The 26,089-nt window shown below is 65.4% G+C and carries 22 protein-coding genes; 11 read left to right on the forward strand and 11 right to left on the reverse strand.

Features of this window, described 5'->3' with window-relative positions; all coding sequences use genetic code 11:
• Nucleotides 1–20: 20 nt before the first annotated feature.
• From ACMZ91_RS08015 to ACMZ91_RS08035, 5 genes are all read right to left on the reverse strand, one after another.
• A complete protein-coding gene (locus ACMZ91_RS08015; RefSeq protein WP_414576527.1) occupies nt 21–1,064 on the reverse strand; it encodes a FecR family protein in 1,044 nt (347 codons plus the stop codon).
• On the reverse strand, nt 1,061–1,747 hold the full coding sequence (locus tag ACMZ91_RS08020; RefSeq protein ID WP_414576529.1) for an RNA polymerase sigma factor: 687 nt from the start codon (nt 1,745–1,747) through the stop codon (nt 1,061–1,063). The genes ACMZ91_RS08015 and ACMZ91_RS08020 overlap by 4 nt, the downstream gene beginning before the upstream one ends.
• A gap of 120 nt (nt 1,748–1,867) precedes the next feature.
• Entirely contained in the window at nt 1,868–2,548 is a 681-nt protein-coding gene (locus ACMZ91_RS08025; RefSeq protein ID WP_414576531.1) for a DUF3313 family protein, read from the reverse strand.
• A 265-nt stretch (nt 2,549–2,813) separates the two neighbouring features.
• Nucleotides 2,814–3,224, reverse strand: a complete 411-nt coding sequence (locus ACMZ91_RS08030; protein WP_012511082.1) for a hypothetical protein — start codon at nt 3,222–3,224, stop codon at nt 2,814–2,816.
• Between the two features lie 175 nt (nt 3,225–3,399).
• Complete coding sequence (locus tag ACMZ91_RS08035) at nt 3,400–4,518, reverse strand: AraC family transcriptional regulator (RefSeq protein ID WP_223224614.1); 1,119 nt, start codon at nt 4,516–4,518, stop codon at nt 3,400–3,402.
• Nucleotides 4,519–4,865: 347 nt separating this feature from the next.
• On the opposite strand from ACMZ91_RS08035, the gene ACMZ91_RS08040 reads away from it, so the two are divergent.
• The 5 genes from ACMZ91_RS08040 to ACMZ91_RS08060 all read left to right on the forward strand — a co-directional run bounded on the left by ACMZ91_RS08040 (nt 4,866) and on the right by ACMZ91_RS08060 (nt 11,895).
• A complete protein-coding gene (locus ACMZ91_RS08040) occupies nt 4,866–5,954 on the forward strand; it encodes an efflux RND transporter periplasmic adaptor subunit (protein WP_223276796.1) in 1,089 nt (362 codons plus the stop codon).
• On the forward strand, nt 5,951–8,998 hold the full coding sequence (locus ACMZ91_RS08045) for an efflux RND transporter permease subunit (protein WP_414576534.1): 3,048 nt from the start codon (nt 5,951–5,953) through the stop codon (nt 8,996–8,998). The genes ACMZ91_RS08040 and ACMZ91_RS08045 overlap by 4 nt, the downstream gene beginning before the upstream one ends.
• A 2-nt stretch (nt 8,999–9,000) precedes the next feature.
• Entirely contained in the window at nt 9,001–10,530 is a 1,530-nt protein-coding gene (locus ACMZ91_RS08050; RefSeq protein WP_414576535.1) for a TolC family protein, read from the forward strand.
• Nucleotides 10,531–10,606: 76 nt separating this feature from the next.
• A complete protein-coding gene (locus ACMZ91_RS08055; protein WP_240792136.1) occupies nt 10,607–11,182 on the forward strand; it encodes a TetR/AcrR family transcriptional regulator in 576 nt (191 codons plus the stop codon).
• A gap of 56 nt (nt 11,183–11,238) precedes the next feature.
• Nucleotides 11,239–11,895, forward strand: coding sequence for a TetR family transcriptional regulator (locus tag ACMZ91_RS08060; protein ID WP_414576537.1), 657 nt, complete (start codon nt 11,239–11,241; stop codon nt 11,893–11,895).
• A gap of 9 nt (nt 11,896–11,904) precedes the next feature.
• Here ACMZ91_RS08060 and ACMZ91_RS08065 read toward each other — a convergent pair whose 3' ends face one another.
• The 3 genes from ACMZ91_RS08065 to ACMZ91_RS08075 form a co-directional block, all read right to left on the reverse strand.
• Complete coding sequence (locus ACMZ91_RS08065; protein ID WP_414576614.1) at nt 11,905–13,209, reverse strand: NADH-quinone oxidoreductase subunit D; 1,305 nt, start codon at nt 13,207–13,209, stop codon at nt 11,905–11,907.
• 244 nt (nt 13,210–13,453) lie between these two features.
• Nucleotides 13,454–13,777: a Rap1a/Tai family immunity protein gene (locus ACMZ91_RS08070; RefSeq protein WP_277778423.1), complete on the reverse strand. Its 324-nt coding sequence runs from the start codon at nt 13,775–13,777 to the stop codon at nt 13,454–13,456.
• Between the two features lie 115 nt (nt 13,778–13,892).
• The gene (locus ACMZ91_RS08075; protein ID WP_277778422.1) at nt 13,893–14,906 is read right to left on the reverse strand and encodes a LacI family DNA-binding transcriptional regulator; all 1,014 of its coding nucleotides are present in this window, start codon (nt 14,904–14,906) and stop codon (nt 13,893–13,895) included.
• Nucleotides 14,907–15,062: 156 nt separating this feature from the next.
• On the opposite strand from ACMZ91_RS08075, the gene ptsP reads away from it, so the two are divergent.
• The 4 genes from ptsP (at nt 15,063) to ACMZ91_RS08095 (ending at nt 21,575) form a co-directional block, all read left to right on the forward strand.
• The gene (ptsP, locus tag ACMZ91_RS08080) at nt 15,063–17,573 is read left to right on the forward strand and encodes a phosphoenolpyruvate--protein phosphotransferase (RefSeq protein ID WP_414576540.1); all 2,511 of its coding nucleotides are present in this window, start codon (nt 15,063–15,065) and stop codon (nt 17,571–17,573) included.
• Nucleotides 17,570–18,526 carry a 1-phosphofructokinase gene (gene pfkB, locus ACMZ91_RS08085; RefSeq protein WP_049463437.1) on the forward strand — a complete coding sequence of 319 codons (957 nt, stop codon included), beginning with the start codon at nt 17,570–17,572 and terminating at the stop codon, nt 18,524–18,526. Before ptsP ends, pfkB begins: the two co-directional genes overlap by 4 nt.
• A 74-nt stretch (nt 18,527–18,600) precedes the next feature.
• A complete protein-coding gene (locus ACMZ91_RS08090; protein ID WP_414576542.1) occupies nt 18,601–20,307 on the forward strand; it encodes a PTS fructose transporter subunit IIC in 1,707 nt (568 codons plus the stop codon).
• 14 nt (nt 20,308–20,321) lie between these two features.
• On the forward strand, nt 20,322–21,575 hold the full coding sequence (locus ACMZ91_RS08095) for a carbohydrate porin (protein WP_049463443.1): 1,254 nt from the start codon (nt 20,322–20,324) through the stop codon (nt 21,573–21,575).
• Between the two features lie 75 nt (nt 21,576–21,650).
• On the opposite strand, the gene ACMZ91_RS08100 is transcribed toward ACMZ91_RS08095, so the two are convergent.
• Nucleotides 21,651–22,178: a DUF6622 family protein gene (locus tag ACMZ91_RS08100; RefSeq protein WP_134951248.1), complete on the reverse strand. Its 528-nt coding sequence runs from the start codon at nt 22,176–22,178 to the stop codon at nt 21,651–21,653.
• A 238-nt stretch (nt 22,179–22,416) separates the two neighbouring features.
• Here ACMZ91_RS08100 and ACMZ91_RS08105 point away from each other — a divergent pair, with 238 nt between their 5' ends.
• Complete coding sequence (locus ACMZ91_RS08105) at nt 22,417–23,523, forward strand: serine hydrolase domain-containing protein (RefSeq protein ID WP_414576543.1); 1,107 nt, start codon at nt 22,417–22,419, stop codon at nt 23,521–23,523.
• Here ACMZ91_RS08105 and ACMZ91_RS08110 read toward each other — a convergent pair.
• Nucleotides 23,505–24,374 carry a methylenetetrahydrofolate reductase gene (locus tag ACMZ91_RS08110; RefSeq protein WP_134951246.1) on the reverse strand — a complete coding sequence of 290 codons (870 nt, stop codon included), beginning with the start codon at nt 24,372–24,374 and terminating at the stop codon, nt 23,505–23,507. The genes ACMZ91_RS08105 and ACMZ91_RS08110 overlap by 19 nt on opposite strands.
• Entirely contained in the window at nt 24,374–25,288 is a 915-nt protein-coding gene (locus ACMZ91_RS08115; RefSeq protein WP_132810143.1) for a LysR family transcriptional regulator, read from the reverse strand. Before ACMZ91_RS08115 ends, ACMZ91_RS08110 begins: the two co-directional genes overlap by 1 nt.
• 176 nt (nt 25,289–25,464) lie before the next feature.
• On the opposite strand from ACMZ91_RS08115, the gene msuE reads away from it, so the two are divergent.
• Nucleotides 25,465–26,046, forward strand: coding sequence for an FMN reductase (gene msuE, locus ACMZ91_RS08120; RefSeq protein ID WP_049461152.1), 582 nt, complete (start codon nt 25,465–25,467; stop codon nt 26,044–26,046).
• The last annotated feature ends 43 nt before the right edge of the window (nt 26,047–26,089 follow it).

Consider the following 26,089-nt stretch of genomic DNA (forward strand, 5'->3'; position numbering starts at 1 on the left):
AAGAAATTTTCGTTCCGGCGTCAGCGGGTCACAGGCCGTTCGTCGATGCGGTAGCCGCCCTGGGCATTGCGGGTCACCTGCACCGGCAACAGATCCGGCAGTGCTTCCAGGAAGGTGGCCGGGGCATCGGTGGCTGCGTAGCCGGAGACCGGCAGGAACTTCAGCCCTGGCTGTCCCAGCGTAACGGGATGGCCCAGATACTGCCCCACCTCCTGCGCCACTTCGTCCAGCGGCGTGCGCCGGAACACCAGGCGCCCGTTGCGCCAGCCGCCAACGCTGTCTGCACTGGCGGCAATGGAGCGGTAGGCGGCTGTGAGCGTGGTAACGGCCAGGCCCTGTTCGGCGCGCAGGCTGACCGGCGAGGCACCTTCGGCGCGATCCGGCTGTACTCGCACGTGCCCATGCAGCACCTTGACCACGACTTCGCCCGGCCCATTGCGCACATTGAAGGCCGTGCCGACCACCGTCACCCGGCTGCGCTGGGCATCAACGGTGAAGGGCCGGTCCGCCGCCGGGGCGATCTCGAAGAACGCCTCGCCCTGGCTGAGCACCACTTCACGGCGGGATCGATAGAAATGCACGGCCAGCGTGCTGCGTGCATTGAGCGAAATCCGTGAGCCGTCCGGCAATTGCAGATCACGTATCTCGCCCGCGCCGGTGGCCACGTCCTGTACGTAGCTGGGCGCGGCGTACCAACCGTAGCCGACGTACCCCAAGGCCAGCATCGCCACGGCCGCAGCCGCCGCAACGCGTGGCAGGCGCCACGATCGTGCACGCCGCGCCGCCCTGCCCCGCCGTAGAGCGGCAGGTGCAGGTACTGCTGGGGTGATCACCGCATGCGCGTCCGAGGCCAGTACGGGGCGTGGCAGCTGGCCAAGGTCCTGCCAGGTTCTGGTCACATCGGCGAACGCCTGTCGATGTGTTTCGCTCTCGGCCAGCCAGTTCTGCAGGGCTGCCTCGTCCTTCGGTTGCCAGGCCGTATCCTGCCGCCGTACCAGCCACGCGGCCGCCGCCTCATGCAGGGCAAACGGGTCGGAACCTGCGGCAGAAGGGAGATCGGTCATCGGCAGGGAAAATCAGCATCGATGGCAGGCGCCAACGCCTCGCCCGCCTTGGTCGGACGATGCAGTTCCTGCATCTGTGTCAGAGACGCATAGCGTACCCGCACTTCGCAGTAGGCAACCGCTCGCGACAGGTGCTTGACCACCATGCGGCGGGAGATCTGCATGCGAGCGGCCACGTCCTCCTGGGTCAGCCCATCGAAGCGGCAGAGCACGAAGGCTTCGCGTTGACGTTCCGGCAGCTCGGCCAGTGCCTCTCGAAGGCGTTCCAGGCGCTGCCGCTGGGCGCTGAGCTGCAACGGGCACTGTGATTCATCGCTGGTGATGGCTTGGCCCGCATCCTCGGCATCTGCCAGTGGCAGGGTCTGGAGACGGCGGCCTGCGGTGTGCTCACGATACTCATCGGCCACGGTGTTCATCACCGTTCGCCGGAAATAGGCGCCTTGCTGGTCGCACGAGGCCAGTGCAGGGTTTGCCGCCAGCCATTTGACTGCACCGTCGTGCAGGGCGTCCTCACCGTCCGCACCTCTGACACGCGCAAGGCTGCGCAGAATGGGCCCGCGCCAGCGGGCATAGGCTTTCGCAAGGAGGTTCCCGCCCATTGGCGAGGCGTCTTCCGGAATGCCCGCCTCCGTGGACGAGGCCTGTTCCGCGTTGCTGTCCGTGCCCCGGCCTAGCGTGGACACATCACCCTCAGGGCAAATGCCTGCGGTCTGCACAGGTGGGGCGGGGAATTCACGTTGGGAGCCGGAGTTCTGGCCGCCATAGGCGACGGAAGGGGTTGGATGCCGCAAGTGTAGTGAGAGTCATTTGCAATTGGAACTCCCTACCCCCTCCCTTTCCCGCAGCCGCGGTTCGGATGAGGCCTGGGAACCGGGGTGAAGCGCACGGCAGTTGCGCTCTCCGGGAAGTTGCCGTGATCGCACCATTGGCGCGATGAACTCCACCGCCTCAATCGCGAACCGGCCTGCAAGCGCCTTGGCATGACCGTCCGGGGTGTAGCTTTTCCGGATGTCCCTCATATCGGCTTCGTCGGCGAGCAGCAGCAGTGCTACCTGCCTGCCAGTGCCTGCGTCGATCGCCTCGATCTCGAGGGAAAGCTGCCCCTTGCTCACCGGTCCCATCAGGACCGATGTGGCAATGTTCAGGCCGACAGACACCTCCTTCACCGAGGTGATCCTTGCAAGCAGCAACAGCCCCGTTCCCGGCCGCCCTGCCCCGCTCCAGCCCAGGCGCCTGTCGATCTGCCGCTGCAGCTGACTGCTTACGGCAGCCTTGAGGCGATCACCGACGCCCGGGCTCAGCGTTGCAGCTACCTCTGGCATCAGCAGGACGGGGGCGAGAGTCACCGTCTGGTAGTGCCCGTGCGTGCTACCCGCTGGCACGATCTCCATCCGACGCTCCCCGTGGATGCTGAGACCTGCATAGGTCCTGGCCTGGTTTGACCTGACCACATGCACCGGGCTGCATGCGGCCAGCAACAGCATTCCCACTCCTGCGAGGAGCCGAGGAACCCGCCGCCACAAGCTGCCTTTCGCGACGCTTCCGGAACCGGATGTTCTGGCCAGAGTGGCAGTTCGATCGCCGCCTGATGAATGACTACGGCAGCAGGGAATTGCAGAGTGCATGACTTTCGCAGGTTGAGTGGAACGGAATCAATCGAGGTCGAACCTCCCCCATGTGCGGGGCTCGCCTTGGCCGGTCCGGAATGCCGGGCCCGACGATTGCAGGGTGTCGGCAGGATGTCGGCAATCACCAATGCAACATGTGCTTCGGATCGAACAGCACGCACGACACTGCCATGATGATCACGACAAGCACCGCGAATCCTGTGGCAATGGCGCCTCTGAGAAATCCAATCCGGATGAGAATGTGCTTCAACAGGGCCACCTCGCCAAGCAGCAGGACAAAGAGAAGTCCTGCTTGTGCTGCGGCAAGCAGCGCATAGACCAGTGCCCAGCACCCCCATGCGATGGCCGCCACACGAATGACGGACGCCGGAACGTCCATCAGCAGCCCCACCACGATCAGCATCGTCACCGCAATGGTGATCGTGCGCATGTTCTCAGCCACGTTCTTCAACGTAGCGCCTTCCCGCGCCAATCGATCGACCTCAAGGAATCTCGCCGCGAGTTTCGATTCAAACAGCCGTATGCGCTTCATGGTTCTACCCAGGTGAAGGAGGGGTGGCTGGAGAGGACTGCACACGCACTGGTGCAATGGACTACAGACGCGCAACCACCACCGGCAGCACGGCCCGGCGGCAGCCCCGACGTCATTGGGTGGCCCGGTCTCTACCGATGGCTACCCGTCGTGCTGGAACCAAGGTGGATGCTGTCTACCTGGATTCCCGGAACTCGGTTGGCAGGCAACCCGCCCAACGCTTGAATGCGCGGCGGAATGCACGGGCGTCGGAGTATCCAACCGCGTCTGCAACTTCGGCGATGCTCAGCTCTGAGTTCAGCAGGAGATCGCGGGCCCGCTCATACCGGGCCTCATCGCGGAGTTCCCGATAACTCGAATCCTGGCGATTGAGCCGGCGCCTGAGCGTTCTCTCGCTTACATTGATCAGGCTTGCGAGTTCGCTCTGCCGGGTGGTCGTCTCGATGTCGCACCGCAGGTGGCTCGACAGCGATTCGACAATTTCATTGCGCACGCCCCGCATTGGCAGCAGCGTGTCGAGCTGGTCGCGTACGATCTTCGAGTTGATCCGGTCGAAGCCTGGCAGCCGCACACTCAACCAGTGTGAGTCGAAGGTCAGGCGGTTGATCCCTGCATCAAAGCGCACCGGGCACTGGAAGAACCGCCGGTAGACGTCCGGATCGGAGGGCTTGGGTAGGGAAAAGTCGACCCGTAGCGGTGCAAAGGAGGGGCCAATCAGGTACCTGCTGACGGCGACGAACCCAGCGAATGCATCCTCCACAAGAACGGATTCCAGCTGGATATCAAAGCGCCGGAATCGGACCTCCATCCGGATTTCACGACCCGCTTCCTCGATCGTGTGAATCAGCATGGCGCCGATTGCCTGCTGGTGGCTGAGCCCATAGTTCAGGGCTTCCCCATAGGTCTCGCAGGTGAGCATCGCCAGGCCGGGAACACCCCAGGAGATGGGTGTCTGCCGGGCTCCCAGGGCGAGGCCCAATGCAGGTTCGTCCAGCAATCGTTCTGCGCGCATGAACAGCTTGCGCATCTGCCTGTAGGACAGCCTTACATCTCTCATCGAGAGATCGCGGTACGTGAAACCAAGCCCGCGGCACAGCTCTTCCGGCGAGAAACCCCGTTCTTCAACAAGCCCAAGGATGGCCCTGGCTCCGGTCGGCACGATTTCTGCGATCTGCGATTCGTGCGTTGAGCCTGGATCGTCGGAGGGGTTCAGAGACGTCGCGTCCAACGCGAGTTCCTCACCGGGCTCACGCCAGTCCATGGAGGTCGGCAGATTCTTGGAGATGGCAGCCATCACGTTTTCGAAGGGGCGTTTCGCAGTCCCCATAGTCATCCCGTGGGGGACTGATTTCAATGCAGGAGACCGCGCGTGGCCTAAACGGCCCCCCGCGTGTCCGGTAATGCTCCTGATGGGTCCGGGTGATGATCCAGCGTCGATGTGACTGACTGGCTTCAGGTGGGACTGCGTTGTCCGGATGGCCGCTTTGAGTGCGCCGCCTGTCCCAGATGACCTGTACGAGCCCCGGCATGTCCGGAAGTGTCCTGTTCGTGGTCCAGGTGTCCCCCTAAATTTACGCCGCCTGCAGACCTGACCACACCGCGCTGGTCTGTGGAACTGACCACCCATACAAGGAATCGAACGTGAAAACCCATATGACCTGGTCATTGGTGCCTCGTCTCAGCGCGCTGGCCATTGCCCTGTCCGCGATGACGGGATGTTCCGATACACCAGAGAGCGGGACGGCAGAAGCCCGCACCGCGTATGTCGCCTCCGTTCGACAGGCTGCTGGCGATCAGCGCGCTTACATCGGCACCGTGCGTGCCACGCAGCGAGGACAGCTGTCCTTCCCGGTCTCCGGAAAGGTCTCCGCGGTACTTGTTGAACCGGGTGACGTTGTACGCAAGGGACAGGTGCTTGCTCGACTGGATCCGGTCCCCTTTGCAGCGCAGGAGGCGTCCGCTGCCGGCGACGTCGCACGCGCGCAGGCCGCACTGGACGAGGTCCAGCGACGCGTCGAGCGACTGGATGTTGCGCAGAAGGCTGATGCGCTCAGCCCGGCGGAGATGACCGCCGCGAAGGCCGAACTGGCGGCTGCGAATGCGGCCGTCCGCAATGCCCGCGCGCAGCACGAGCTCGCCGGCTGGTCGCAAGGGGAAGCCACGCTGAAGGCAACGTTTGACGGAGTCGTGGCTGCCCGAAACGTTGAAGTTGGACAGTCCGTGGGCCCGGGCGCTGTCGCCATCCAGGTCGATGGTGCGGGCCGCGAGCTGTCTGTCGCGATTCCGGGCACAGCTCCTCTGGCTGTTGGGCAGGTGGTCAACCTGATCAGCGGCTCGGACACCGTGGCGAGCAAGGTGCTCCGTGTCGACGGCCGCGTTGATGCAGGCGGCGTGCGTACCGCATACATCGCAGTGCCCGAGGCGGCGACCGTGGGTTCGACCTGGTCGGTCCGGATCACTGGAACGGATACAGGCCCAGCCAGGCTTCAAGTGCCATTTCGGGCTGTTCTGCCGTCTGCCGTTGGCGGCAAGGGCCAGGTGCTTCGGCTGGCAAAGGATGGCAAGACGACCGAGCTGGCGGAGGTAGATCTGGGTCAGTATCACGGTGACTGGATCGAGGTGAGCGGGCAGATTTCCGCCGGTCAGCGCGTCGTGGTTGCGGGTGCCAAGGCCATCCGCCCGGGCACGCAGATCAAGCCTGTCGACATGAAGATGGGATCAGAACAATGAGCCTCTCCTCATTCTCATTGGCGCGTCCCCGCCTGACCCTGCTGGCGATCGTAGCGATCGTCCTCACCGGCCTCATTCTGGCGCTGGACTTCCCGTCCACTGAAGAGCCCCCCATCACCATTCGCACGGCGACGGTACTCAGCTTCATGCCGGGCGCCGGCGTGGACCGGGTCGAGCAGCTGGTCGCTCGCCCGATCGAGGAGAGCATTCGTGGCATGCCGGAGGTCAAGCGGATCCGGACGACTGTCCGTCCAGGCTTTGCGTTCACCTACGTTGATCTCTATCCCACCGTGGAATCGGAGAAAATTCCCATCGTGTGGCAACGGTTGCGCTCACGCATGGGGGACATCCAGAGCCAGCTTCCCGAGGGAACGATTGGCCCGGTCGTGGACGACGAATTCGGTCGGGTTGCGGTGATGACCATGGGCCTGACCGGCGATGGCTATAACGCAGGCGAGCTTCGGGCAGAAGCCCGCCGCCTGCGCGATGAACTGTTCCGGCTGCCCGGGGTGGAACGTGTCTCGCTGCACGGCGTGAGGGACGAGCAGGTCCAGATCATCCTGGACGTGCCTTCCCTGGCTGCGCGTGGGCTCAACCCCAATGTGATTGCCGATGCGGTTTCCAGGCGCAATGTGATTGCGCCGGCGGGCTACGTCGAGATCGGAGGTTCGGAGATTACGCTCAACGTGAGCGGTGACGCCGACAACCCCTCCCAGCTGAAGAGCACGCCGATACCGCTGCCGAAGGGTGGCTCGGTGCCGCTGGGTGCCCTTGCGCGAGTGGAACGGGTGACCCAGGACCCGCCGATGACGGGTGCATTCGTCAATGGCACGCCGGCCGTGGTGATAGCGGTCTCCATGGCGCCAGGACTCAACGTGGTCAGCTTCGCCGATCTGCTGCGCGGCGACGTTGAACGGCTTTCGGAAACGCTGCCGGCCGGCATGCAGCTTGTCCAGATCACGGATCAGGCCGAGGTTGTTTCCACCCAGCTGCTGCGTGTTGCCAAGGTTTTCCTGGAGACCCTGGCCATCGTCATGGCGGTGGTCGTGCTGTTCCTTGGAATGAGGACCGGCCTGATCGTCAGCGCCATCGTGCCGACCACGGTGCTGGGGACGATGGCAATCATGAAGATCCTCAACATCGATCTGCACATGATCTCGGTGGGTGCAATCATCATTGCCCTGGGTCTGTTCGTTGACAACGCGATCGTGGTTGCCGAGGACATGGAGCGGCGACTCTCGCTGGGTGAGTCGCCGGACCAGGCTGCCGCTCACGCAGGCAGCACGATGTTCGTGCCGCTTCTGGTTTCTTCGCTGGCGATCATCCTCGCGTTCATGCCGCTGGCCATCTCCAGCACGGAAACCGGCGAGTATCTGCGCAGCCTCGGCATCGTGATGGCCATCGCGCTGCTGTTGTCGCTGGTCATCGGCGTTACCCTGATTCCGCTGCTGTGCAAGTACTTTGCCCATCACCATGCCGAACTCAGTCGCACCGCACGCGCGGTCGAGCGGCTGACGGGCTGGTACCGCGGCAAGGTCCGCTGGATCCTGGGGCACAAGGCCATCTACATCGGCGTAATGGTTGCACTGCTGGCAACCTCCGGCTGGTTGTTCACCACCGTCCCCAACGAGCTGATGCCGCCGTCCGAGCGCCATCAGCTGCAGATGGCCATCGAGCTGTCCCCGGATTCCAGTCCGGCCAATACGATGGCGGTTGCTCACCAGATCAGCAAGGTACTGGCCGACGAGAAGCTCGTTCCGGAGATCTCCAGCCACGCCCTGTACATGGGCGATGGTGGCCCACGCTTCATTCTGGCACTCAATCCCCCTACTCCCGCAGGACACCGCGCGTATGCCGTGCTGTCCCTTGCGAAGGGCGTCAAGCATGAAGCGGCCATTGAGCGGCTGCGTTCTGTGATGGCAACACACTTCCCGGACGTGCGGGTGGAGCCCAAGCGGTTCTCGATGGGATCTTCGGATGCCGGCGTTGCGACGTTCCGCATCTCCAGCAGCGACGGCGCACATCGGATTGCCGCCGAGAAGCTGCTGCGCACGCTGCAGGACACGCCGGGAATGGTGGATGTATCCAGCGATGCCGAACGCCAGGTTGTCCAGCTTGATGTGGACGTCGATCAGCCCAAGGCCCAGGCCGCAGGCATCAGCAGCGCGGACATCGCCAAGAGCATGGACATGCTGCTGACCGGCGCAACGATCTCCCGTTATCGTGAGGGCGACACCGTTCTCCCGGTCATCCTCCGCGGAGAGGCGGCACTGCGCACGGATATCGGCCAGCTTGAGGCACTCCCGATCCAGAAGGCGGATGGCAGCGGAAGCGTGCCCCTGGGCCAGGTGGCCAAGCTTCGGTTGGCGCCGCAGCTGTCTTCAATCCAGCGAGTGAACCAGACGCGCGCGGTCACCGTGCTTGCAAAGAGCTCCGAGCTGACGGCCCAGGGGATCGCGGACAAGGTCGAGCCACTTCTTTCCGAATTCCGCAAGCAGGGCGTGCGGGTTGAACTCGGTGGCGAGATCGAAGAGAGCAAGAGTGCCAACGAAGGCATCGAGAAGCTGCTCCCGCTCTGCCTTGCTGCCATGTTCCTGTTGTTCGTATGGCAGTTCGAGAGCATCCGCAAGAGCCTGATCGTCCTGGCGAGCATTCCGTTCGTGGTCATCGGCGCGACCTTGGCACTCAAGCTGAGTGGCACCAGCCTGACCTTCATCGGAACACTGGGGCTGCTCGCACTTGCCGGCATCATCGTCAACAACGCGATTCTGCTCATCGATGCGATCGACGAAGGCCAGCGCGATGGCTTGCCTCCTCTCCAGGCCATTGAAGAGGCTGCAGCAAAGCGCCTGCGCCCCATCGTCATGACCAAGATGGTCTGCATTCTCGGCCTTGTACCGCTGCTGCTGTTTGGCGGTTCCATGTGGACCAGCATGTCGATCGTGATGATCGGCGGCCTTGCCCTTGGAACGCTGATCACGCTGGGTCTCATTCCAGCGCTGTATGCCGCGCTCTACCGCATTCACTCGGCCGAGGAGGCATGATCATGTCTATTGGAAATCGAGTTGCCTGCCTGTCGATTGCTGTGCTTGTAGCCCTGTCTTCTGGCTGCGCCTCTGTGGCCCCCAGGACCGAGATCCCTGACGCCGCAGCCCGGCATCATGTGGGCCAGGCCCCCACGCCGGCGGCGCTGGATGCGGATGTCCTCCCCGGGACGCCCAACAGGCAATGGTGGAAGGACTTCTCCGACCCCAACCTGGATGCGCTGGTCAGCCTGGCCATGCGCGGGAATCATGACCTGAAGTCTGCCCTTGCCGCCGTGGTGGAAGCGCGCGCACTGGCAGGCGCAGCGCGCAAGGACTATCTGCCGAGCGGTGCGCTGCAGGTCAAGGCCGAAGCCATGCAGTCCGCCCAGATCGAAGCGGATCCCTATCGCCAGGATCTTCCCCGCCCCCCTTCCCAAAGACTGCTATCCGCCGGACAGATGTTCTCCTGGGAGCTGGATCTGTTTGGGCGCATTGGCACCGCCGCAGCCATGGCCGATCGCAAGGCCGATGCGGCGGCGGCTGACGCGAGATCAGCTGCCGCAGTGCTCCAGGCCGAGGTTGCGAAGAACTACTTCCTGCTCAGGATGGACCAGATCAACCTGTCCTCTCTTGAGCGGGAGGTTGAGCTGAGCAAGGCGCGCGTTGTGCGTGTGAAGGCCCGGTATGCGGCCGGGCTGGTCGATCGCAGGGAGGCACTTGCGGTCGAATCCGAACACGCCGAGCTGGTGGCGCAGGAGGCGGCAACCGCTACCCGGCTGCAGGCGGACAGGGCCGCATTGGCGGTTCTTGCAGGCCGCTCGCCGACCGCGCAGGATGACGCCTGGGAGGCGTTGCTGGCCCCGGCTCCACTGCCGGCCCCACCGGATCTTGCATCGCTTGCGCAGCCGACCGACCTCCTGGCGCGGCGGCCAGACGTCGCCAAGGCCGATGCACTACTGCGAGCAAGCCTTGGCAACGTCGTACTCGCCGAGCGCGCGCACCTTCCGCGCCTCACGCTGAATGTTTTCGGCGGCATCCTTGCACCGTTCGGTTCGCTGGGCGATTCCAGTGCAAAGCGCTTCTCGGCCGGCCCGGAGCTTCAGTGGGAGTGGCTGAGCTTTGGCCGGAAGAAGGCCAGGGAGGAAGCCGCTCGCGCCGGCAGTGATCAGAACTGGCATGCCTTCGAGCAGACCGTGCTGACGGCGCTGAAGGAGAGTGAGGACTCCCTGCATGCGTGGACGAGTTCCCAGGTCAGGATGCAGCAGGCGGTAAATGCCGAGGCACTCAGCAGCAGATCTTCGGCCTATGCCTCTTCCCGCGTGGACGCCGGAATCGAGCCGAAGGATGCCGGCCTGCAGCAGCAGGCGCTGCACGAAAAGGCGCGCAGAGAGCTTGCGGCGGCACAGGCCGGGCTGCTGATGGCCCACGTGCAGGTGCAGCTGGCGCTGGGGGCATGGCAGCCCGAGAAGGGGGACCCTGAGATTGAAATCGGCAGGCCCATCGCTTCCCGGAAGAGCGCCGAAAGCGAAGCATCTGCGGCGCATCACTGACTGGCTCGAACGGCAACCCGCCAGGCCGTACCGGCCTGGCGGATCGTTCGTCGCCCGCTACATGAGGAAAACTCTCTTGAACGCTACCCACAGTTCGTCCGTGCGTGTGCCCGGCATACTCATCCGCGAAACGGCAGCGCTTATCGTCCGCAATGGTCGGTCTTCGGTGACCGTCAGTGAGATTCTCGAATGCTCGGGCGTCAGCCGTGGCGCGATGTTCCATCACTTCTACTGCAAGCAGGATCTCATCGACGCCACTTTCTCGTGCTGGCTGCAGAACTTCAATCAGGATGTGGAACGGAGAATGCGTGCCAACGGGCTCCGCTCCGGCGCATTCACCAACGCCTACGTGGAATCGGTGGTCGAGGGCTGCAGGCGGCACGACGTTGCAATGCTCTCGGCCCTGATCATCCGCCTGGACCTGACCCAAGCACCCGCGTCGCAGTGGATCGAGTGGATGAAGAAGAAGCTGGCCACCGAGCCGTCCGAGGCGGACGATCCCGCGCTGAAGTCTGCGCGTCTCGCCGCCGATGGTCTGTGGCTTGGCTCACTGTCCTGCCCTGCCCCCGCCAATGAGCCGAAGATCGACATTCAAACGCCGCAGATCCCGGTGCAGCGCTGTGGCCATGGTCCGTCCCATCGCCTTGTCTAAGGACGATCAGGACGCGCGACCGCGCGCTCATCGAACAGCAGGGATGCAACCGTGCCATGGCTAGAAGAACCAGGGAGGACGCACAGGCCACGCGCGAGAGGATCCTCGATGCCGCACTGGTGTGCCTGCTGCGCCATGGGCCCGCGGGCGCCACGCTGGAGCTGATCGCCACCGAGTGCGGCCATTCGCGCGGCGCGATCTACTGGCACTTCGGGTCCCGTCAGAACCTGCTGGGTGAACTTTCCGCGCGAGGGCGGCCAGATGCACCCGAAGGACTGCGGGAAGCCGCCATCCGGCAGTGCAGTGACCCGTTCAAGCTTCTGTTTGCGGACCTGGTCAGGGTCTTTGATCACACGCGCCGCACCCCACGCGTTCGCCGAACGGTTGAGCTTCTGCTGCGCTCTGGTGCATCACATGAGCTGGGCGGCATAGGCGACGTGCTCGCGGCGTGCGCGATGCCGGAGATCCGCATGCTGGAGCTTGTATACCAGCGTGCAGGAGCACTGGGCCAGCTCCGTGAGGGCGTTGATACAGCCACTGCGGCGCGCAGCCTTCATGCGATCGCGGTCGGTGTTCTGCTGGGATCAATCCTGGAGCCCGGCATCCTCGACCTGGAGATGGGCGGGGCACGCACCGTGGAAGACCTGCTCAGGCTGCACATGGCTGTTCCCTTCGCGGCCGCCGGAGCGTGGCTCAGCCCATGCGTGGGCTGAGCCGGTTCCTCATCGATCCACTTCGCCGAACACAATGTCGTAGGTGCCAATCATGGCGACGACATCCGCCAGCATGTGGCCCCTGACGATTTCATCCAGAGAAGAGAGATGAGCGAAGCCGGGAGCACGCAGGTGCACCCGGAACGGCTTGTTGGCGCCATCGGAGATCAGGTAGCAACCGAACTCGCCCTTGGGCGCCTCGACCGCTGCGTAGGTCTCACCTGCCGGCACCTGGTAGCCTTCGCTGAAGAGCTTGAAGTGATGGATCAGCGCTTCCATGTCGGACTTCATCTCCTGCCTGGACGGCGGCGCCACCTTGAAGTTCTGGACCATCACCGGGCCGGGGTTGGCGCGAAGCCAGTCGACACATTGCCGGATGATGCGGTTGGACTGCCGCATCTCCGCGACCCGGCACAGGTAGCGGTCATAGCAGTCACCGGCGCTGCCGACTGGAATGTCGAAGTCAACGGCATCGTACTTCGCGTAGGGGCGCTTCTTCCTCAGGTCCCACGCCACGCCCGAGCCTCTCAGCATCACCCCGGTCATGCCCCAGTCCATGGCCTGCTGCGGGGTCACAACGCCAATGCCCACCGTGCGCTGCTTCCAGATTCTGTTGTCGGTGAGGAGGGCTTCGTACTCATCAATGCGGTTTGGGAATTCGCGGGTGAAATTCTCGATGAAATCGAGCAGCGACCCTTCTCTCGCGGCGTTCAGCCGCCGCAGCTCCTTCCCCTTCTTCCAGCGTGACTCCTTGTACTTCGGCATCTGGTCAGGCAGATCACGGTACACACCGCCGGGCCGGTAATACGTGGCATGCATTCGAGCGCCGGATACCGCCTCGTAGCAGTCCATCAGCTCTTCGCGTTCCCGGAATGCATAGAGCATCACGGCCATGGCGCCCAGGTCCAGCGCGCCCGTTCCGATGTTCATGAGGTGATTGAGGATACGGGTGATCTCATCGAACATCGTGCGGATGTACTGTGCCCTGATGGGCGCCTCGATTCCCAGAAGGGTTTCAATCGCACGTACGTAGGCGTGTTCGTTGCACATCATGGATACGTAGTCCAGCCGATCCATGTAGCCGATGGACTGGTTGAATGGCTTGGACTCCGCCAGCTTCTCGGTACCCCGGTGCAGCAGGCCCACATGCGGATCCGCGCGCACAACGGTCTCGCCATCCATCTCAAGCACAAGGCGCAGTACCCCATGTGCCGCAGGATGTTGGGGGCCGAGGTTCATCACGTAGTTCCGGATCTCGGTATCCCGCCGATCACCACGCATGGGAGCGGGGCCGCCCGCCGTCGTCCGCTTCATGTTCATCCAATAGCTTCCGTAGACCGAACGCATTCAGCGGAAGTGCTCAATGCTCCAAGCGTCGATGCTACTTCGACGTGGAAGGCCGGTTATGGACTGCTTGGTCTGGAATGTGGAGCGCTGGGATTGTTCCCGAGCCGAAGCAATCTGCAGTCAAAACGCGGATTTTCTCGACGGCGGCGCTTGCTGCCAACCCCCGGTTGCGGGGGGAACAAGCCTGGCAAATCACTTCAACGAGGCTGGGTCAATTTCCCCTGGACTGTCCGATGCCACCGTGCAATGCCCGGCGTTCGCAAGGAAACGCTGTTCGCAGGCCTTCCACAACCAGCGAAGAAGCATTCTGTCGCAAGCGCTCCTGGGGCAATTGCTGAAGATGGGAGGTGACACGATCGGCCAGTTCATGTGGAAGGATCTGGCCTTGGCCGCACCACTGGCTACGACTGGTATCGGCAGCACCCTGGATGTAGGCATTGGCACGGGCGATGGACAGACTCCGGCACTGTTCGCTGGCACAGAATCCGTCAGCCCCTTTTCCCTGCAGTAGCGTGATCAGCTCCGCGCCGCTCACAAGCAGGTGCGCTTCGGTGGTGATGTATCCGCAAGCAAGGATCCGGTCAGGAAGCAGGCTCCAAGCATAAGCAGCCGAATCATGCGACGACCCGCCTGTCGGCCTTGATGTCCTCTCATGCCTTGGACCTTGGTTGTCGTCCTTCTGGATTCCATGCAGTTGATCCCCTCACCACGCACCGGCCCGTCATCACCAGCCGGCGTACCGGCAGCTCCGGCGCATGCAGGCGCTCAAGCAACAGCGACATCGCAGCGCGCCCCATCTCTTCGACCGGCTGTTCGATCACGGTGATGCCCGGTTCGACCAGCTCGGTCCAGCGTTCGTTGTCAAAACCCGCCAGCGCCAGCGCGTCCGGAATTGCCAGGCCTGCACTGCGGGCGGCCTTCAACGCTCCCATGAGCAGCAGGCTGTTGCTGGCGACCAGCGCCTCCGGCCGCGATGGGCCAGCCAGCCACTGTTCGACCGTTGCAATGGCCGCTTCAGCCGTAGGTTCAACCTCGCGGTAATCCGGCTGAAGCCCATGTGTACGCATCGCAGCGAGATAGCCGTCGCGACGTTCGGCTGCGGTGGTGCTGGTGCTGCCGAACAGGCCGCCGATGCGGCGATAGCCACGCGCGACCAGATGCTCGACCAGGCCCGCCATCGCGGCCGGATTGTCGAGCACCACGCTGTCGATCGACCCGCCGGGTGCGGCGCGGTCCACCAGCACCGTCGGATAGTCCAGTGCGAGCCGCTCCAGCCGCCCCACCGTGGTCCGGGTGGGCGCGAAGATCAGTCCGCTGATGCGCTCCTCGTGCATCAACTGCAGATACAGCGCTTCGCGCTCGGGGTCCTCGTCGGTGTTGCAGAGGGTGACGCGCAGGCCTTCACGATAAGCCATCTCCTCCACCGCTCGGATCAGCGCCGTGAAGAACGGGTTGCGGATGTCCGCCACGATCAGCCCGATGATGCCGGTGTGCCGGGCACGCAGGCGCCGTGCCTGCAGGTTGGGGTGATAGCCGGTCTGGCGGATCGCCGCCTCCACCCGGCCACGCACGGCCTCGCTGACCGGGCCGCCGCCGAGCACGCGCGACACCGTGGACTTGGAGACCCCCGCCACGCGCGCGACGTCGTTGATGCTGATGCTCATTGGAACCGTTCCCGGAAACTGTCGCTGTTCGAGGCCGGATGGCCATTCAGGGCAATGCTAACGCCAAAGGACTATTGGCTTTTTGTGCAGTGCACATTGAAATGAAGACTGGGAACGTTCCCAATACGCCACAGCACCCCCTTCCCGGAGCCCACCTTGCAGCCCTTGACCTCCCCAGCCCCCGTCAGCCGGGAATTGATCCGCCTGGATGCGCGGGCACTCGACAAGGCCGACGCCATCGCCCAGGTGGCGCAGATGCTGGTCGCTGCCGGCTGCGTTGCGCCGGGTTACGAGGCCAGCATGGGGCGTCGCGAGGCGTTGGCGAACACCTTCCTCGGCCATGGCGTGGCCATTCCGCACGGGCTGGGCGAGGATCGTCACCTAGTGCGCCGCGATGGCATTGCCGTGCTGCAGTTCCCGCAAGGCGTGGAGTGGAATCCGGGCCAGGTCACCCGCCTGGTGGTCGGCATTGCCGCCCAGTCCGATACCCACATCACCCTGCTGCGCCGGCTGACCCGCCTGATCCAGGATGACGCAACGCTGCAACGCCTGTTCACCACGGCAGATGCGAGCGAGATCATCAGCGCGCTGACCGGCGATGTTGCGACCACGGCCCCCACTGTGCCGGTGACTGACCTGGCCGAGCGTTTCGACTGGACCATCGCCTATCCCAACGGGCTGCACGCACGCCCGGCCACGCGCTGGGCTGAAACAGCGCGCGGCTTCGCGGCCCGCGCACAGGTCCGAGCGGGCGATCAGGCTGCCGATGCCAAGAGCCTGGTGGCGCTGCTGCAGCTCGGGTTGCGCCATGGCGACGCGGTCAGCGTGTCTGCCGAGGGCGCCGATGCCCCTGCCCTGTTGGCCGCACTGCGCAAGGTCATGGACGGGCTGGTGGCACAGGAAAGGGCCGATGCCGAGCGCGCGGCGCAGCGCAAGGCCGCGCCGGTTGCGGGCTGGAATCCGCCCGACGCACAGGCGGCGATCGTCGGCATCGGCGCCAGCCCAGGCCTGGCGATCGGCCCGGTGCATGTGCTGGCCAGCACGCATGCCGACGTTGCTGACCGCCCCACCCCGCTCGGCGAAGGCGGCGCACGCCTGCAGGAGGCGCTCAGCCGCACCCGCCAGCAGCTGGCCGCACTGCAGGACGACACCCAGCGCCGGCTCGGCGCCTCGGATGCGGCAATCTTCAAGGCGCAGGCCGCGCTGCTCGTCGACACCGATCTGATTACCCGTACCTGCCAGCTGATGGTCGAAGGCCATGGAGTTGCATGGTCCTGGCACCAGGCCATCGAGCAGATCGCCTCCGGGCTGGCTGCCCTGGGCAACCCGGTGTTGGCCGCGCGCGCCGCCGACCTGCGTGACGTGGGCCGGCGCGTACTGGCACAGCTTGATCCGTCCGCGGCGGGTGGCGGCCTTGCCGACCTGCCTGCACATCCTTGCATCCTGCTCGCTGCTGATCTGTCGCCGTCCGACACGGCCAACCTCGATACCGGTCGCGTGCTTGGCCTCGCCACCGCGCTGGGCGGGCCGACCTCGCACACCGCGATCCTCTCGCGCACGCTGGGCCTGCCGGCGCTGGTCGCCGCGGGCGCGGAGCTGCTGACGATCAGCGCGGGGAGCGAGGCGATCATCGATGGCAGCAGCGGGCGCCTCTATCTGTCTCCTTCCGAGGCCGATCTCGCCTCGGCCCGTGCGTGGATCGCCGAACAGCAGCAGATCCGCGAGCGTGAAGCGGCGCAACGCGCGCAGCCGGCACAGACCCCTGACGGCCACCGCATCGACATCGGCGCCAACGTCAACCTGCCCGAGCAGGTGCCACTGGCACTGGAGCAAGGCGCGGAAGGCGTCGGCCTGATGCGCACCGAGTTCCTGTTCCTCGAGCGCGGGAGCACGCCCAGCGAGGATGAGCAGTACGCCACGTATGTGGCAATGGCCAAGGCACTCGACGGCCGCCCGCTGATCGTGCGTGCGCTTGATATCGGTGGCGACAAGCAGGTCGCGCACCTGGAGTTGCCGCGGGAGGAAAATCCGTTCCTCGGCGTGCGTGGTGCGCGCCTGCTGCTGCGCCGCCCCGACCTGCTGGAACCGCAGCTGCGTGCGCTGTATCGCGCGGCGAAGGACGGCGCACGCCTGTCCATCATGTTCCCGATGATCACCTCGGTGCCGGAGCTGATCGCACTGCGCGCCATCTGCGAACGGTTGCGCGCCGCGCTCGAGGCACCCGAAGTGCCGATCGGGATCATGATTGAAGTCCCCGCCGCTGCGGCCCAGAGCGATGTGCTGGCCCGCCATGCCGACTTCTTCTCGATCGGCACCAACGACCTGACCCAGTACGTGCTGGCGATCGACCGCCAGAACCCGGAACTCGCCGCCGAGGCCGACAGCCTTCATCCGGCCGTGCTGCGCGCGATCCGCGCCACGGTGGAAGGTGCACGCCTGCATGGGCGCTGGGTTGGCGTCTGCGGCGGCCTGGCCGGCGATCCCTTCGGCGCAATGCTACTGGCCGGCCTGGGCGTGGACGAACTGTCGATGACCCCGAACGACATCCCGGCCGTGAAGGCACGCCTGCGTGGCAACGCGATGACCGATCTGCAGGCATTGGCCAATAGTGCACTCGACTGCGAAACCGCCGAGCAGGTACGTGCGCTCGATGGAGTGCGCGCATGAGCGCCCGCGCCGTCACCGTTACCTTGAACCCGGCGATCGACCAGACCGTGCGGCTGGCGCACCTGCAACCGGGCCATGTGCATCGTGCCCGCAGCACCCGCGACGACGCCGGCGGCAAGGGCATCAACGTGGCCGCCTGCCTGGCCGATTGGGGTGTGCCGACCACCGCGCTGGGCGTGCTCGGCGATGGCAACGACGGCGTGTTCAGCGCACTGTTCGCCGAGCGCGGCATCGCAGACGCTTGCCTGCGCATTGCGGGCCGCACCCGCACCAACATCAAGCTGGTCGAAGAGGCCAACGGCGAGACCACCGACATCAACCTGCCCGGCCTGTCACTGCGTGATGCCGATCTGGACGCGGTATCGCGCCGACTCGACGCCCTGCTCCAGCCGGACCTGCCGGTGGTGCTGTCCGGCAGCCTGCCGTCCGGGCTGCCAGCCGATGCATGGGCGAGACTGCAGGCGCAGGCGAGCGCCGCCGGTGCGCGCGTACTGCTGGATACCAGTGGCGACGCGCTGGCCGCGGCGTTGAGCGGCGCACAGGGCGCACTGCCCTACGCGATCAAGCCCAACCGCCACGAACTGGAGGCCTGGACCGGTACGCCGCTGCCGGATCGCAGCGCCCTGCGGGCCGCAGGCCACGCCTTGGTTGAACGCGGAGTTGCGCTTGTGGCGATCTCGATGGGCGCCGACGGCGCGTTATTCATTGATCGCAGCGGCGCCCTGATCGCGCGACCGCCGCGACTGGCACGCGGCAGCACGGTCGGTGCTGGCGATGCCATGGTCGCCGGCATCGCCGCCGCCTTGCTGGAGCCCTCCCTGGATCTGACGGGTTGCGCCCGATTGGCGACGGCGTTCTCGATGAGCCGGCTGGAGAGCGGCGACGCGCGACGACTGGACCCGACGCAGGTGCGCGCGTGGACCGGCGACGTACTGATCGAGCGGTTGGATTGAAACCCCTGCAGAGGGAGCTGCGGCTGGCCCGCCCCCTCCCGCAAGGACGAACCCGAAGAATTCCAGGAGTGCCCATGCAAGCTTCCACCGTAGTCATCGCCGCAGGCGAACGCAGCATCGAGGCGGTTCTTGCCGCCGAAGCGCTGCGCCGCGCCGCCCGCCAGCAAGGCGCTGAACTGGCGATCGAAATCCGCAGCGACCAGGGCGTGACCGGAGCACTGCCCGCCACGCAGGCCGCCGCCGCAACGCAGCTGCTGCTGGTGGGTGACGGCGAGGCGGATGCCGCGCGCTTCGGCAGCGCCCAGATCGTACGCGCCAGCCTCGGTGAGGTGCTGGACGACCCGCTTGCCGTGCTGGCGCAGCTTGCCGCGACGTCCGGAACCGCGCCCGCCGCGGACGCCAGCAAGCACATCGTCGCCGTTACCTCCTGCCCGACCGGCATCGCCCACACGTTCATGGCGGCCGAAGGCCTGCAGCAAGCCGCCAAGGCATTGGGCCACGCGATCCGGGTGGAAACCCAGGGCTCGGTCGGCGCGCAGGACGCATTGAGCGACGAAGAAGTCGCTGCCGCCGACCTGGTGCTGATCGCCGCCGACCGCGAAGTCGATCTGTCACGCTTTGCTGGCAAACGCCTGTTCAAGAGCGGCACCAAGCCGGCGATCAATGACGGCCAGAACCTGATCCGCAAGGCGCTGGTCGAGGCCGGCGTGCAGGCGGGTACGCCGGCTTCAGGCCGCACCACCGAAAAGGCCAGAGCCACCGGCCCCTACAAGCACCTGATGACCGGCGTGTCGTTCATGCTGCCGTTCGTCACTGCCGGTGGCCTGCTGATCGCACTGGCGTTCGCGCTCGGCGGCATCTATGCCTTCGACGATGCACACAAGGGCACGCTGGCCTGGTCGCTGTTCCAGATCGGCGCCAAGTCCGGCTTCATGCTGATGGTGCCGGCGCTGGCCGGTTACATCGCCTACTCCATCGCCGATCGCCCGGGTATCGCGCCGGGCATGATCGGCGGGCTGGTGGCAGTCAACATGGATGCGGGCTTCATCGGCGGCATCCTGGCCGGCTTCATCGCCGGTTACGGTGTGCACTGGATCAATCGTGCGCTGCGCCTGCCGCGCAGCCTGGAAGGCCTCAAGCCGGTGCTGATCCTGCCGGTGCTGGGCACGCTGCTGGTCGGTCTGTTGATGATGTACGTGATCGGCACGCCGGTTGCCGGGCTGCTGGCCTGGCTGACCGACTGGCTGCGCGGCATGCAGGGCAGCAGCGCGATTCTGCTGGGCCTGCTGCTGGGCGGAATGATGGCGGTGGACATGGGCGGGCCGGTCAACAAGGCCTCCTACGCGTTCTCCACCGCACTGATTTCCAGCCAGGTCTACACGCCGATGGCTGCGACGATGATCGGCGGCATGACGCCGCCGCTGGGCATCGCGTTGGCCACATGGCTGTTCAGCAACCGCTTCACTGCCGAGGAGCGCGGCACCGCTGGTGCCGCGGGCGTGCTCGGCCTCAGCTTCGTGACCGAGGGCGCGATCCCCTACGCCGCACGCGATCCGTTGCGCACCATTCCGGCGCTGATTCTCGGCTCGGCCGTGGCCGGTGCGATCTCGATGGCCGCAGGTGTCGAGCTGAAGGTGCCGCACGGTGGTGTGTTCGTGCTGCCGATCCCGAACGCGGTCACCCACCTTGGCGTCTACCTGCTGGCACTGGTGGCCGGCGTGGCCGTCACCGCTGTCGCGCTGCGCGTCCTCAAGAAGCCGGTCACGGCTCCCACCCTGTAAAAGGAACCTCGCCCATGACCTGCTCTTCCCGCCGCCTGTTGCCGGTAGCGATCCTGCTGGCCCTGCCGTCCGTGGCCGCAGCCGCCGACGCGAGCGACGTCCTCACCCCCAAGCTGGCGTACACCGGTGAAGCGGCTGCCACGCTCGACGGCGGCAAGCGCAGCGGCACGGCGTATGCCGGCCAGCTGATGTTCGGTGCCGACGTGAACCTGGACGCTGCGTTTGGCTGGCGGGGCGCGACGATCAAGGCCTACGGCATAAACCGCCATGGCACCAACCTGGCCAACAGCCGTACTGGCAACAGCACCTCGGTGCAGGAAATCTACGGCGGCCAGGGCACGCGCCTGGCCAACCTGACGCTTGAGCAGAAACTGCTGAACGACCGTTTGGTGCTGGAGGCCGGGCGCAGCGTCGCCAACATCCATCACCTCGGTTCGGAGCTGTGCCAGTACTTCCAGGGCAATTCGGCCTGCGGCAACCCGACCTACGTGTTCCGCACCAGCAATTTCACCTGGTGGCCGGTATCGAGCTGGATGGCCGATGCCACGGCCTGGGTGACGCCCGATGTCTATGTGCGCGTCGGCGCCTACCAGGTCGATCCCAGCCAGGCGGAGGATGGCCAGCACGGCCTGAAGTGGAATACGAACCAGGCCACCGGCTGGATCGTGCCCTACACGCTCGGTTGGCGCAGCCCTGCTTCGGCACGACTGAAAGCCCGCTACGAACTCGGTGGCTGGCAGGACAACTCGACCTATCTGGATCCGCTGCGAGATGCCAACGGCAGCCCGGCGCTGCTCAGCGGGCAGGACTATGCGTCCCGTCGCGGCCGATCCGGTGCGTTCGCCCGCTTCGAGCAACAGCTCACCAGTGATGGTGGCGGCCGCGGCCTGACCCTGTTCGGTGCGGCGCTCAAGGGCACCTCCGGCCAGTTGATCGAGGATCATTTCCTGCAGGCTGGCATGGTGCAGAAAGGCACGTTCACCAGCCGGCCGCAGGACAGCATCGCTTTCGTTGTGACCCAGCAGAAGTACAGCAGCATCGCGCTGGAGAACCTGCGCCTTGCCCGCGCCGCGGCCGGCGGTAGCGGCACGCCGCACGGGAGCCAGGTGATGATGGAACTGAGCTATGGCATCCAGCTCACCCCACAGCTCCGGGTCGCGCCGAACCTGCACTACATCGTGCATCCGGACCAGTTCAATGAACCCGCACGCCAACGTGACCTGCCAAATGCGCTGATTGCGGGCATGCGGGTTGATTGGAGTCTGTAGGGACAAGGGGTGCCGGCCACCGGCCGGCACTACCCTCTGGGGCTATTAATGTGACGCGTCACGACGGAGCTGGTTTCAGCCTGCCACCCCAACCCCTTTACCTGCCTCACCCAGTCGCAACGAGGCCAGATAGCGGCAGTACTTGCCGATGAAGAGGCCGGTGAATCCGCCTGCCAGCAGCAGGTAGGCGGCGCTGAAGCCGGCGTTGGCGGTCAGCGACGGCGACACCGCAAATGCGACTTCGAAGCCGTACTTGACCAGGAAGGTGATCAGCAGCAGCGGCAGCAGGCTGAAGTCCGCGTTGCGCCAGAGCTTGCCGGTGCTGCGGTCCAGCGTCAGCTTCAGCCGATTCAGCAGCGGCCAGGCCAGCGCGGCACCCGTGGCGATGCCGGCCAGCCACTCGCTCCAGGCAGTCAGCGACGTGCCGAAGCGATGGCTGATCGACCACGCACCCCAGGCGGCGAACAGGGCGGGCACGATCGCCAGCTTCTGCAGCGAGGTCTCCCCTGGCTTCATGGCGGCGATGCCGCGGGTGATCAGGAAGGCCAGGAGCAGCCAGACCCAGATCGGCGTCTGTGCGGCGAGTTGCTGGAGCATGTTCATGAGCGGTCCCCTTGGTGAGTGGTGGCTGAGTGGTGGCGAGGCGCCCTCGCCTTGGCGCTCACTATTCGCTTCCCCCAAGGTTGCAGCCAGTGACAGCTGTCAGCCTTCGTAGGTGATGTGGCGGCGTGCCACGCTGCCAACAGCCACAGTGCGGACCCACCCGGGACACCCGCCTCATCCGCTCGGCCTGCTCGACCCGCGATACCATTGCCACAATGCCGCTGCGAGCTGATACGCCATGCGCAACGATCCTGTCCGGCGCCACCTGTGTGCAGCACTACTGGCTGCCGGCTGCGGCCTGTCTGCCCGGTCTGCACTGGCGAGCCGGCGTACTTCAGGCAGCTGCAGTTCGCTGGCCGCGCTGCTGCGGGCCGAGCAGCAGCCTGGCCTGGCGGCCGTTCTGGTAGATCATGGGCGCATCGCCGCGCTAGCCACGGCGGGCCGACGCACCGACACCCGGCCCTCACCGATTGATCGCCATACCGTGTTCGAGCTGGGATCGATTACCAAGGTGTTCACGGCGCTGCTGGTATTCCGGCTCCAGCAGCGACAGTTGCTCGACGTCACGGCGCCCATCGGCCTGTATGTGGAGGGACTGCCTTCAGAGTGGGCATCCACTTCACTGCTGCGGCTGCTGAGCCATACCTCCGGCATTCCCAATTATTTGAATGAAGACAACTTCCTGCGATTGATGCCGACGAGTCCGCAACCCCGTGAACTGTTGGCAGGGGTGGAGCAGATGCCGCTGGAGTTTGCGCCAGGTACGCGGCATGCCTATTCCAATACGAACTACATTCTGCTCGGTCTGGCCATCGAACATGCAACCCGCATGGATTACTGGAACGTTCTCCAGGAAGAGATCCTGTCGCCGCTAGGCATGCGCGACGCGGGACCGCGCCGCTCAGAGGATCGGCGCCGGATTGCCCAGGGGCATCTATTCCAGGATGGCCGGTGGCACGACCCACCGCCCACTGCTGCGGGTTCGGCGTGGGCGGCCGGCAGCCTGTTGGCGAGCATCGATGACATGGCACGCCTTGCTGTGGCATTGGACCAGGGTCGGCTGCTACCTGATGGTGCGCTGAGGCGCATGTGGTGCGACACGGTTCTTTCCAACGGAAGCAAGGCGGGCTGGGGGGCCGGCTGGCAGGTTGCCGATGACGGCAATGTAGTCGGTCACGGAGGCGGAACCGCAGGCTTTACTGGGTACTTGCGGCACGTTCCTGCGCAACGAAGAACGGTCGTGGTCCTGATCAATCGTGCCGGAGACATCAATCCCCAGCGCATTGCAGAGCGCCTCGATCTTGGGATGCGCCGCTGCCCGGATTTTCAGCCGCCGCTGCTGTAAATGCTCCGCCGATACTGCTCCACCCACTCCAGCGATGGCGCGATACCGCCGAACGGGAACAAGTGCGGGCTGACCGGGCCATGGGCGTCCGTCAGCCCACTCAGCAGGCGATCCATGAACACCTCCGGCCCTGCCGTTCCCAGCAGCCGGCCGATCGAGATGCCGTACCGCGCCAGCATCGATGCACTGGCACCCACGCCGCACATCGCGGCGTAGCGCGCCAGCCGCGCAATGCTGGCCGGGCCCGGCACGCCCACCAGTACCGGAACCGTGATGCCACGGGCGCGCAGCGCATCCAGCCAGGCCAGCACGATATCGGCATCGAAGGCGAACTGGGTGACGACCAAGGGGGCCATGCCGCGCGCTTCGATGGCCTGGCATTTACGCCCAAGCACCTCCCAGCGATCGTCAGCGCTCATCACCGGGTGGCCTTCCGGGTGCCCGCCGATACCAACGACCTTGATCCCGGAGTGCTCCAGAAGACCGGTCTGGATGATTGAAGCACTGTCGGCAAACGGCCCGGCGGGTGTGGCCAGGTCACCCGCGACCAGCAGGCAGCGGGTGATCCCGGCTTCGCTGGTGGCGCGCTCCAGAAAGCGCTCAAGCGCTGCGTGCGAGCCGATGCGGCGGGCGGAGAGATGCGGCATCGGCGCGAAGCCGAGCTCGCGCACCGTGCGTGCGGCGGCCAGGCGTGCATCGTCGTCCTCGCTGGCCAGCCAGGGAATGGAGATGACCGTGCCGCGCCGGATGCGGGCCGCCTCGGCGCGCAGTGCCGGCATGGCCTTCGCGCTGACTTCCAATGAAAAGGCGTTGATGAAGGCGTCCGCCTGCGATGAGGTACCGGCCGGCATCAACGCGCTCCGCCCACATTGCCGGCAATCGGCGTGCTGTTACGCGCCAGTTCGACGAAGGCCTGTAGATAGTCGATGCCGGTATCGGCCTCACGCGCACCCAGGTAGATCTGCTTGGGAATGCCCTTCGCCCCCAGGCGCACCGGCACCACGTCCATGCGCGCCGCGTACTCCTCCACCAGCCAGCGCGGCATGGCGGCCACACCGCGGCCGCTGGCCACCATCTGCATCATGATGTCGGTGGTTTCGATGGCCTTGTGGCGCCGCGGCGTGATGCCGGCCGGCAGCAGGAACTGGTTGTAGATGTCCAGGCGCTCGAACGGCACCGGGTAGCTGATCAGCACTTCCTGGCCGAGCTGGCGCGGCTTTACGTGGTCCACCTTGGCCAGTGCATGGTCCTTGGCCACCACCAGCACCTGCTCGTAGTCGAACACGGGCACGAACTTCAGGCCCGGCTTCAGCAGCGGGTCCGGCGTGACCAGCAGGTCGATCTCGTAGCCGAACAGCGCGCCAATACCGCCGAACTGGAACTTCTGCTTTACGTCCACATCCACGTCCGGCCAAGCGGCCAGGTACGGCGAGACGATCTTCAGCAGCCACTGGTAGCAGGGATGGCATTCCATGCCGATGCGCAGTGCGCCGCGCTCGCCCTGTGCGAACTGGCCCAGCCGCTCTTCGGCCAGGTCCAGCTGCGGCAGCACGCGATTGGCCACCGCCAGCAGGTACTGCCCGGCCTGGGTCAGGCGCAGGCTGCGGCCTTCGCGCAGCCAGACATCGGTGCCCAGCTGCTGTTCCAGCTTCTTCATGCTGTGGCTCAGGGCAGACTGGGTCAGGTTGAGTACGCCCGCGGCGGCGGTCAACGAGCCCTGCTGCTCGACCTGCTGCACGATGCTGAGGTGGATCCGTTCCAGCATGACGATGAATCCCGCTCATGGATTAGTGAAGTAATACCATTTTACGTCATGGAAGGGCATGACTAGGATCGGGTCATGCCTTCGGTTGCCTGCCAGCCCGGTCACCTCGCCGGCCTGCAGGACTGCGCCCCCGCAGATCGCCCGAAGGAGCTCCCCCTCCTGCTGAAAGCGAACAGATGACCCGCCCCCTCCGTATCGTCGCCGTTTCCGGCGGACTGCAGCGCCCCTCCAGGGCTGCAACCCTGGCCGAGCACCTGCTGGACCTGATCGGCGAGGACGTTGCCTGCGAGCCGCACCTGATCGAGCTGGGCGAACTGGCGCCGCAGCTGGCCGGTGCGCTGTGGCGCTCGCAGCTGCCCGAGGCTGTGGAGCGGCAGCTGGTGGCCGTTGAACAGGCAGACGTACTGGTGGTGGCCACGCCGGTCTACCGCGGTTCGTACACCGGCCTGTTCAAGCACTTCTTCGATTTCATCCACCAGGATGCGCTGGTCGACACCCCCATCCTGCTGGCCGCCACCGGCGGCAGCGAGCGCCACGCACTGGTGATCGATCATCAGCTGCGGCCGCTCTTCAGCTTCTTCCAGGCGCGCACCCTGCCCCTCGGCGTCTACGCCACCGACCGCGATTTCGCCGAGGGCCGCGTGCACAACGACGCTCTGATCCAGCGCGCACGGCTGGCGGTGCAGCGGGCGATGCCCCTGCTTGCCCTGTCCCATCGCATAGCGCCTGCCACTGCCGAGACCGCTGCAGTCCTTTGAATGCCGAATGCCAGCGACCCGCATTCGGATGTCACCCCCGCAA

It is taken from the genome of Stenotrophomonas sp. FR024 (genome assembly GCF_047500745.2).
Taxonomy (GTDB): Bacteria; Pseudomonadota; Gammaproteobacteria; order Xanthomonadales; family Xanthomonadaceae; genus Stenotrophomonas; species Stenotrophomonas maltophilia_A.

Coding starts and splice junctions, on each gene's coding strand:
- ACMZ91_RS08030 (WP_012511082.1), bottom strand. CDS start 3,224: ATGAAGCGCATACGGCTGTTTGAATCGAAACTCGCGGCGAGATTCCTT.
- msuE (WP_049461152.1), top strand. CDS start 25,465: ATGACCCGCCCCCTCCGTATCGTCGCCGTTTCCGGCGGACTGCAGCGC.
- ACMZ91_RS08115 (WP_132810143.1), bottom strand. CDS start 25,288: ATGCTGGAACGGATCCACCTCAGCATCGTGCAGCAGGTCGAGCAGCAG.
- ACMZ91_RS08015 (WP_414576527.1), bottom strand. CDS start 1,064: ATGACCGATCTCCCTTCTGCCGCAGGTTCCGACCCGTTTGCCCTGCAT.
- ACMZ91_RS08045 (WP_414576534.1), top strand. CDS start 5,951: ATGAGCCTCTCCTCATTCTCATTGGCGCGTCCCCGCCTGACCCTGCTG.
- ACMZ91_RS08075 (WP_277778422.1), bottom strand. CDS start 14,906: ATGAGCATCAGCATCAACGACGTCGCGCGCGTGGCGGGGGTCTCCAAG.
- ACMZ91_RS08060 (WP_414576537.1), top strand. CDS start 11,239: ATGGCTAGAAGAACCAGGGAGGACGCACAGGCCACGCGCGAGAGGATC.
- pfkB (WP_049463437.1), top strand. CDS start 17,570: ATGAGCGCCCGCGCCGTCACCGTTACCTTGAACCCGGCGATCGACCAG.
- ACMZ91_RS08065 (WP_414576614.1), bottom strand. CDS start 13,209: ATGAAGCGGACGACGGCGGGCGGCCCCGCTCCCATGCGTGGTGATCGG.
- ACMZ91_RS08095 (WP_049463443.1), top strand. CDS start 20,322: ATGACCTGCTCTTCCCGCCGCCTGTTGCCGGTAGCGATCCTGCTGGCC.
- ACMZ91_RS08035 (WP_223224614.1), bottom strand. CDS start 4,518: ATGGCTGCCATCTCCAAGAATCTGCCGACCTCCATGGACTGGCGTGAG.
- ACMZ91_RS08050 (WP_414576535.1), top strand. CDS start 9,001: ATGTCTATTGGAAATCGAGTTGCCTGCCTGTCGATTGCTGTGCTTGTA.
- ACMZ91_RS08100 (WP_134951248.1), bottom strand. CDS start 22,178: ATGAACATGCTCCAGCAACTCGCCGCACAGACGCCGATCTGGGTCTGG.
- ACMZ91_RS08090 (WP_414576542.1), top strand. CDS start 18,601: ATGCAAGCTTCCACCGTAGTCATCGCCGCAGGCGAACGCAGCATCGAG.
- ACMZ91_RS08025 (WP_414576531.1), bottom strand. CDS start 2,548: ATGCTGTTGCTGGCCGCATGCAGCCCGGTGCATGTGGTCAGGTCAAAC.
- ACMZ91_RS08110 (WP_134951246.1), bottom strand. CDS start 24,374: ATGCCGGCCGGTACCTCATCGCAGGCGGACGCCTTCATCAACGCCTTT.
- ACMZ91_RS08105 (WP_414576543.1), top strand. CDS start 22,417: ATGCGCAACGATCCTGTCCGGCGCCACCTGTGTGCAGCACTACTGGCT.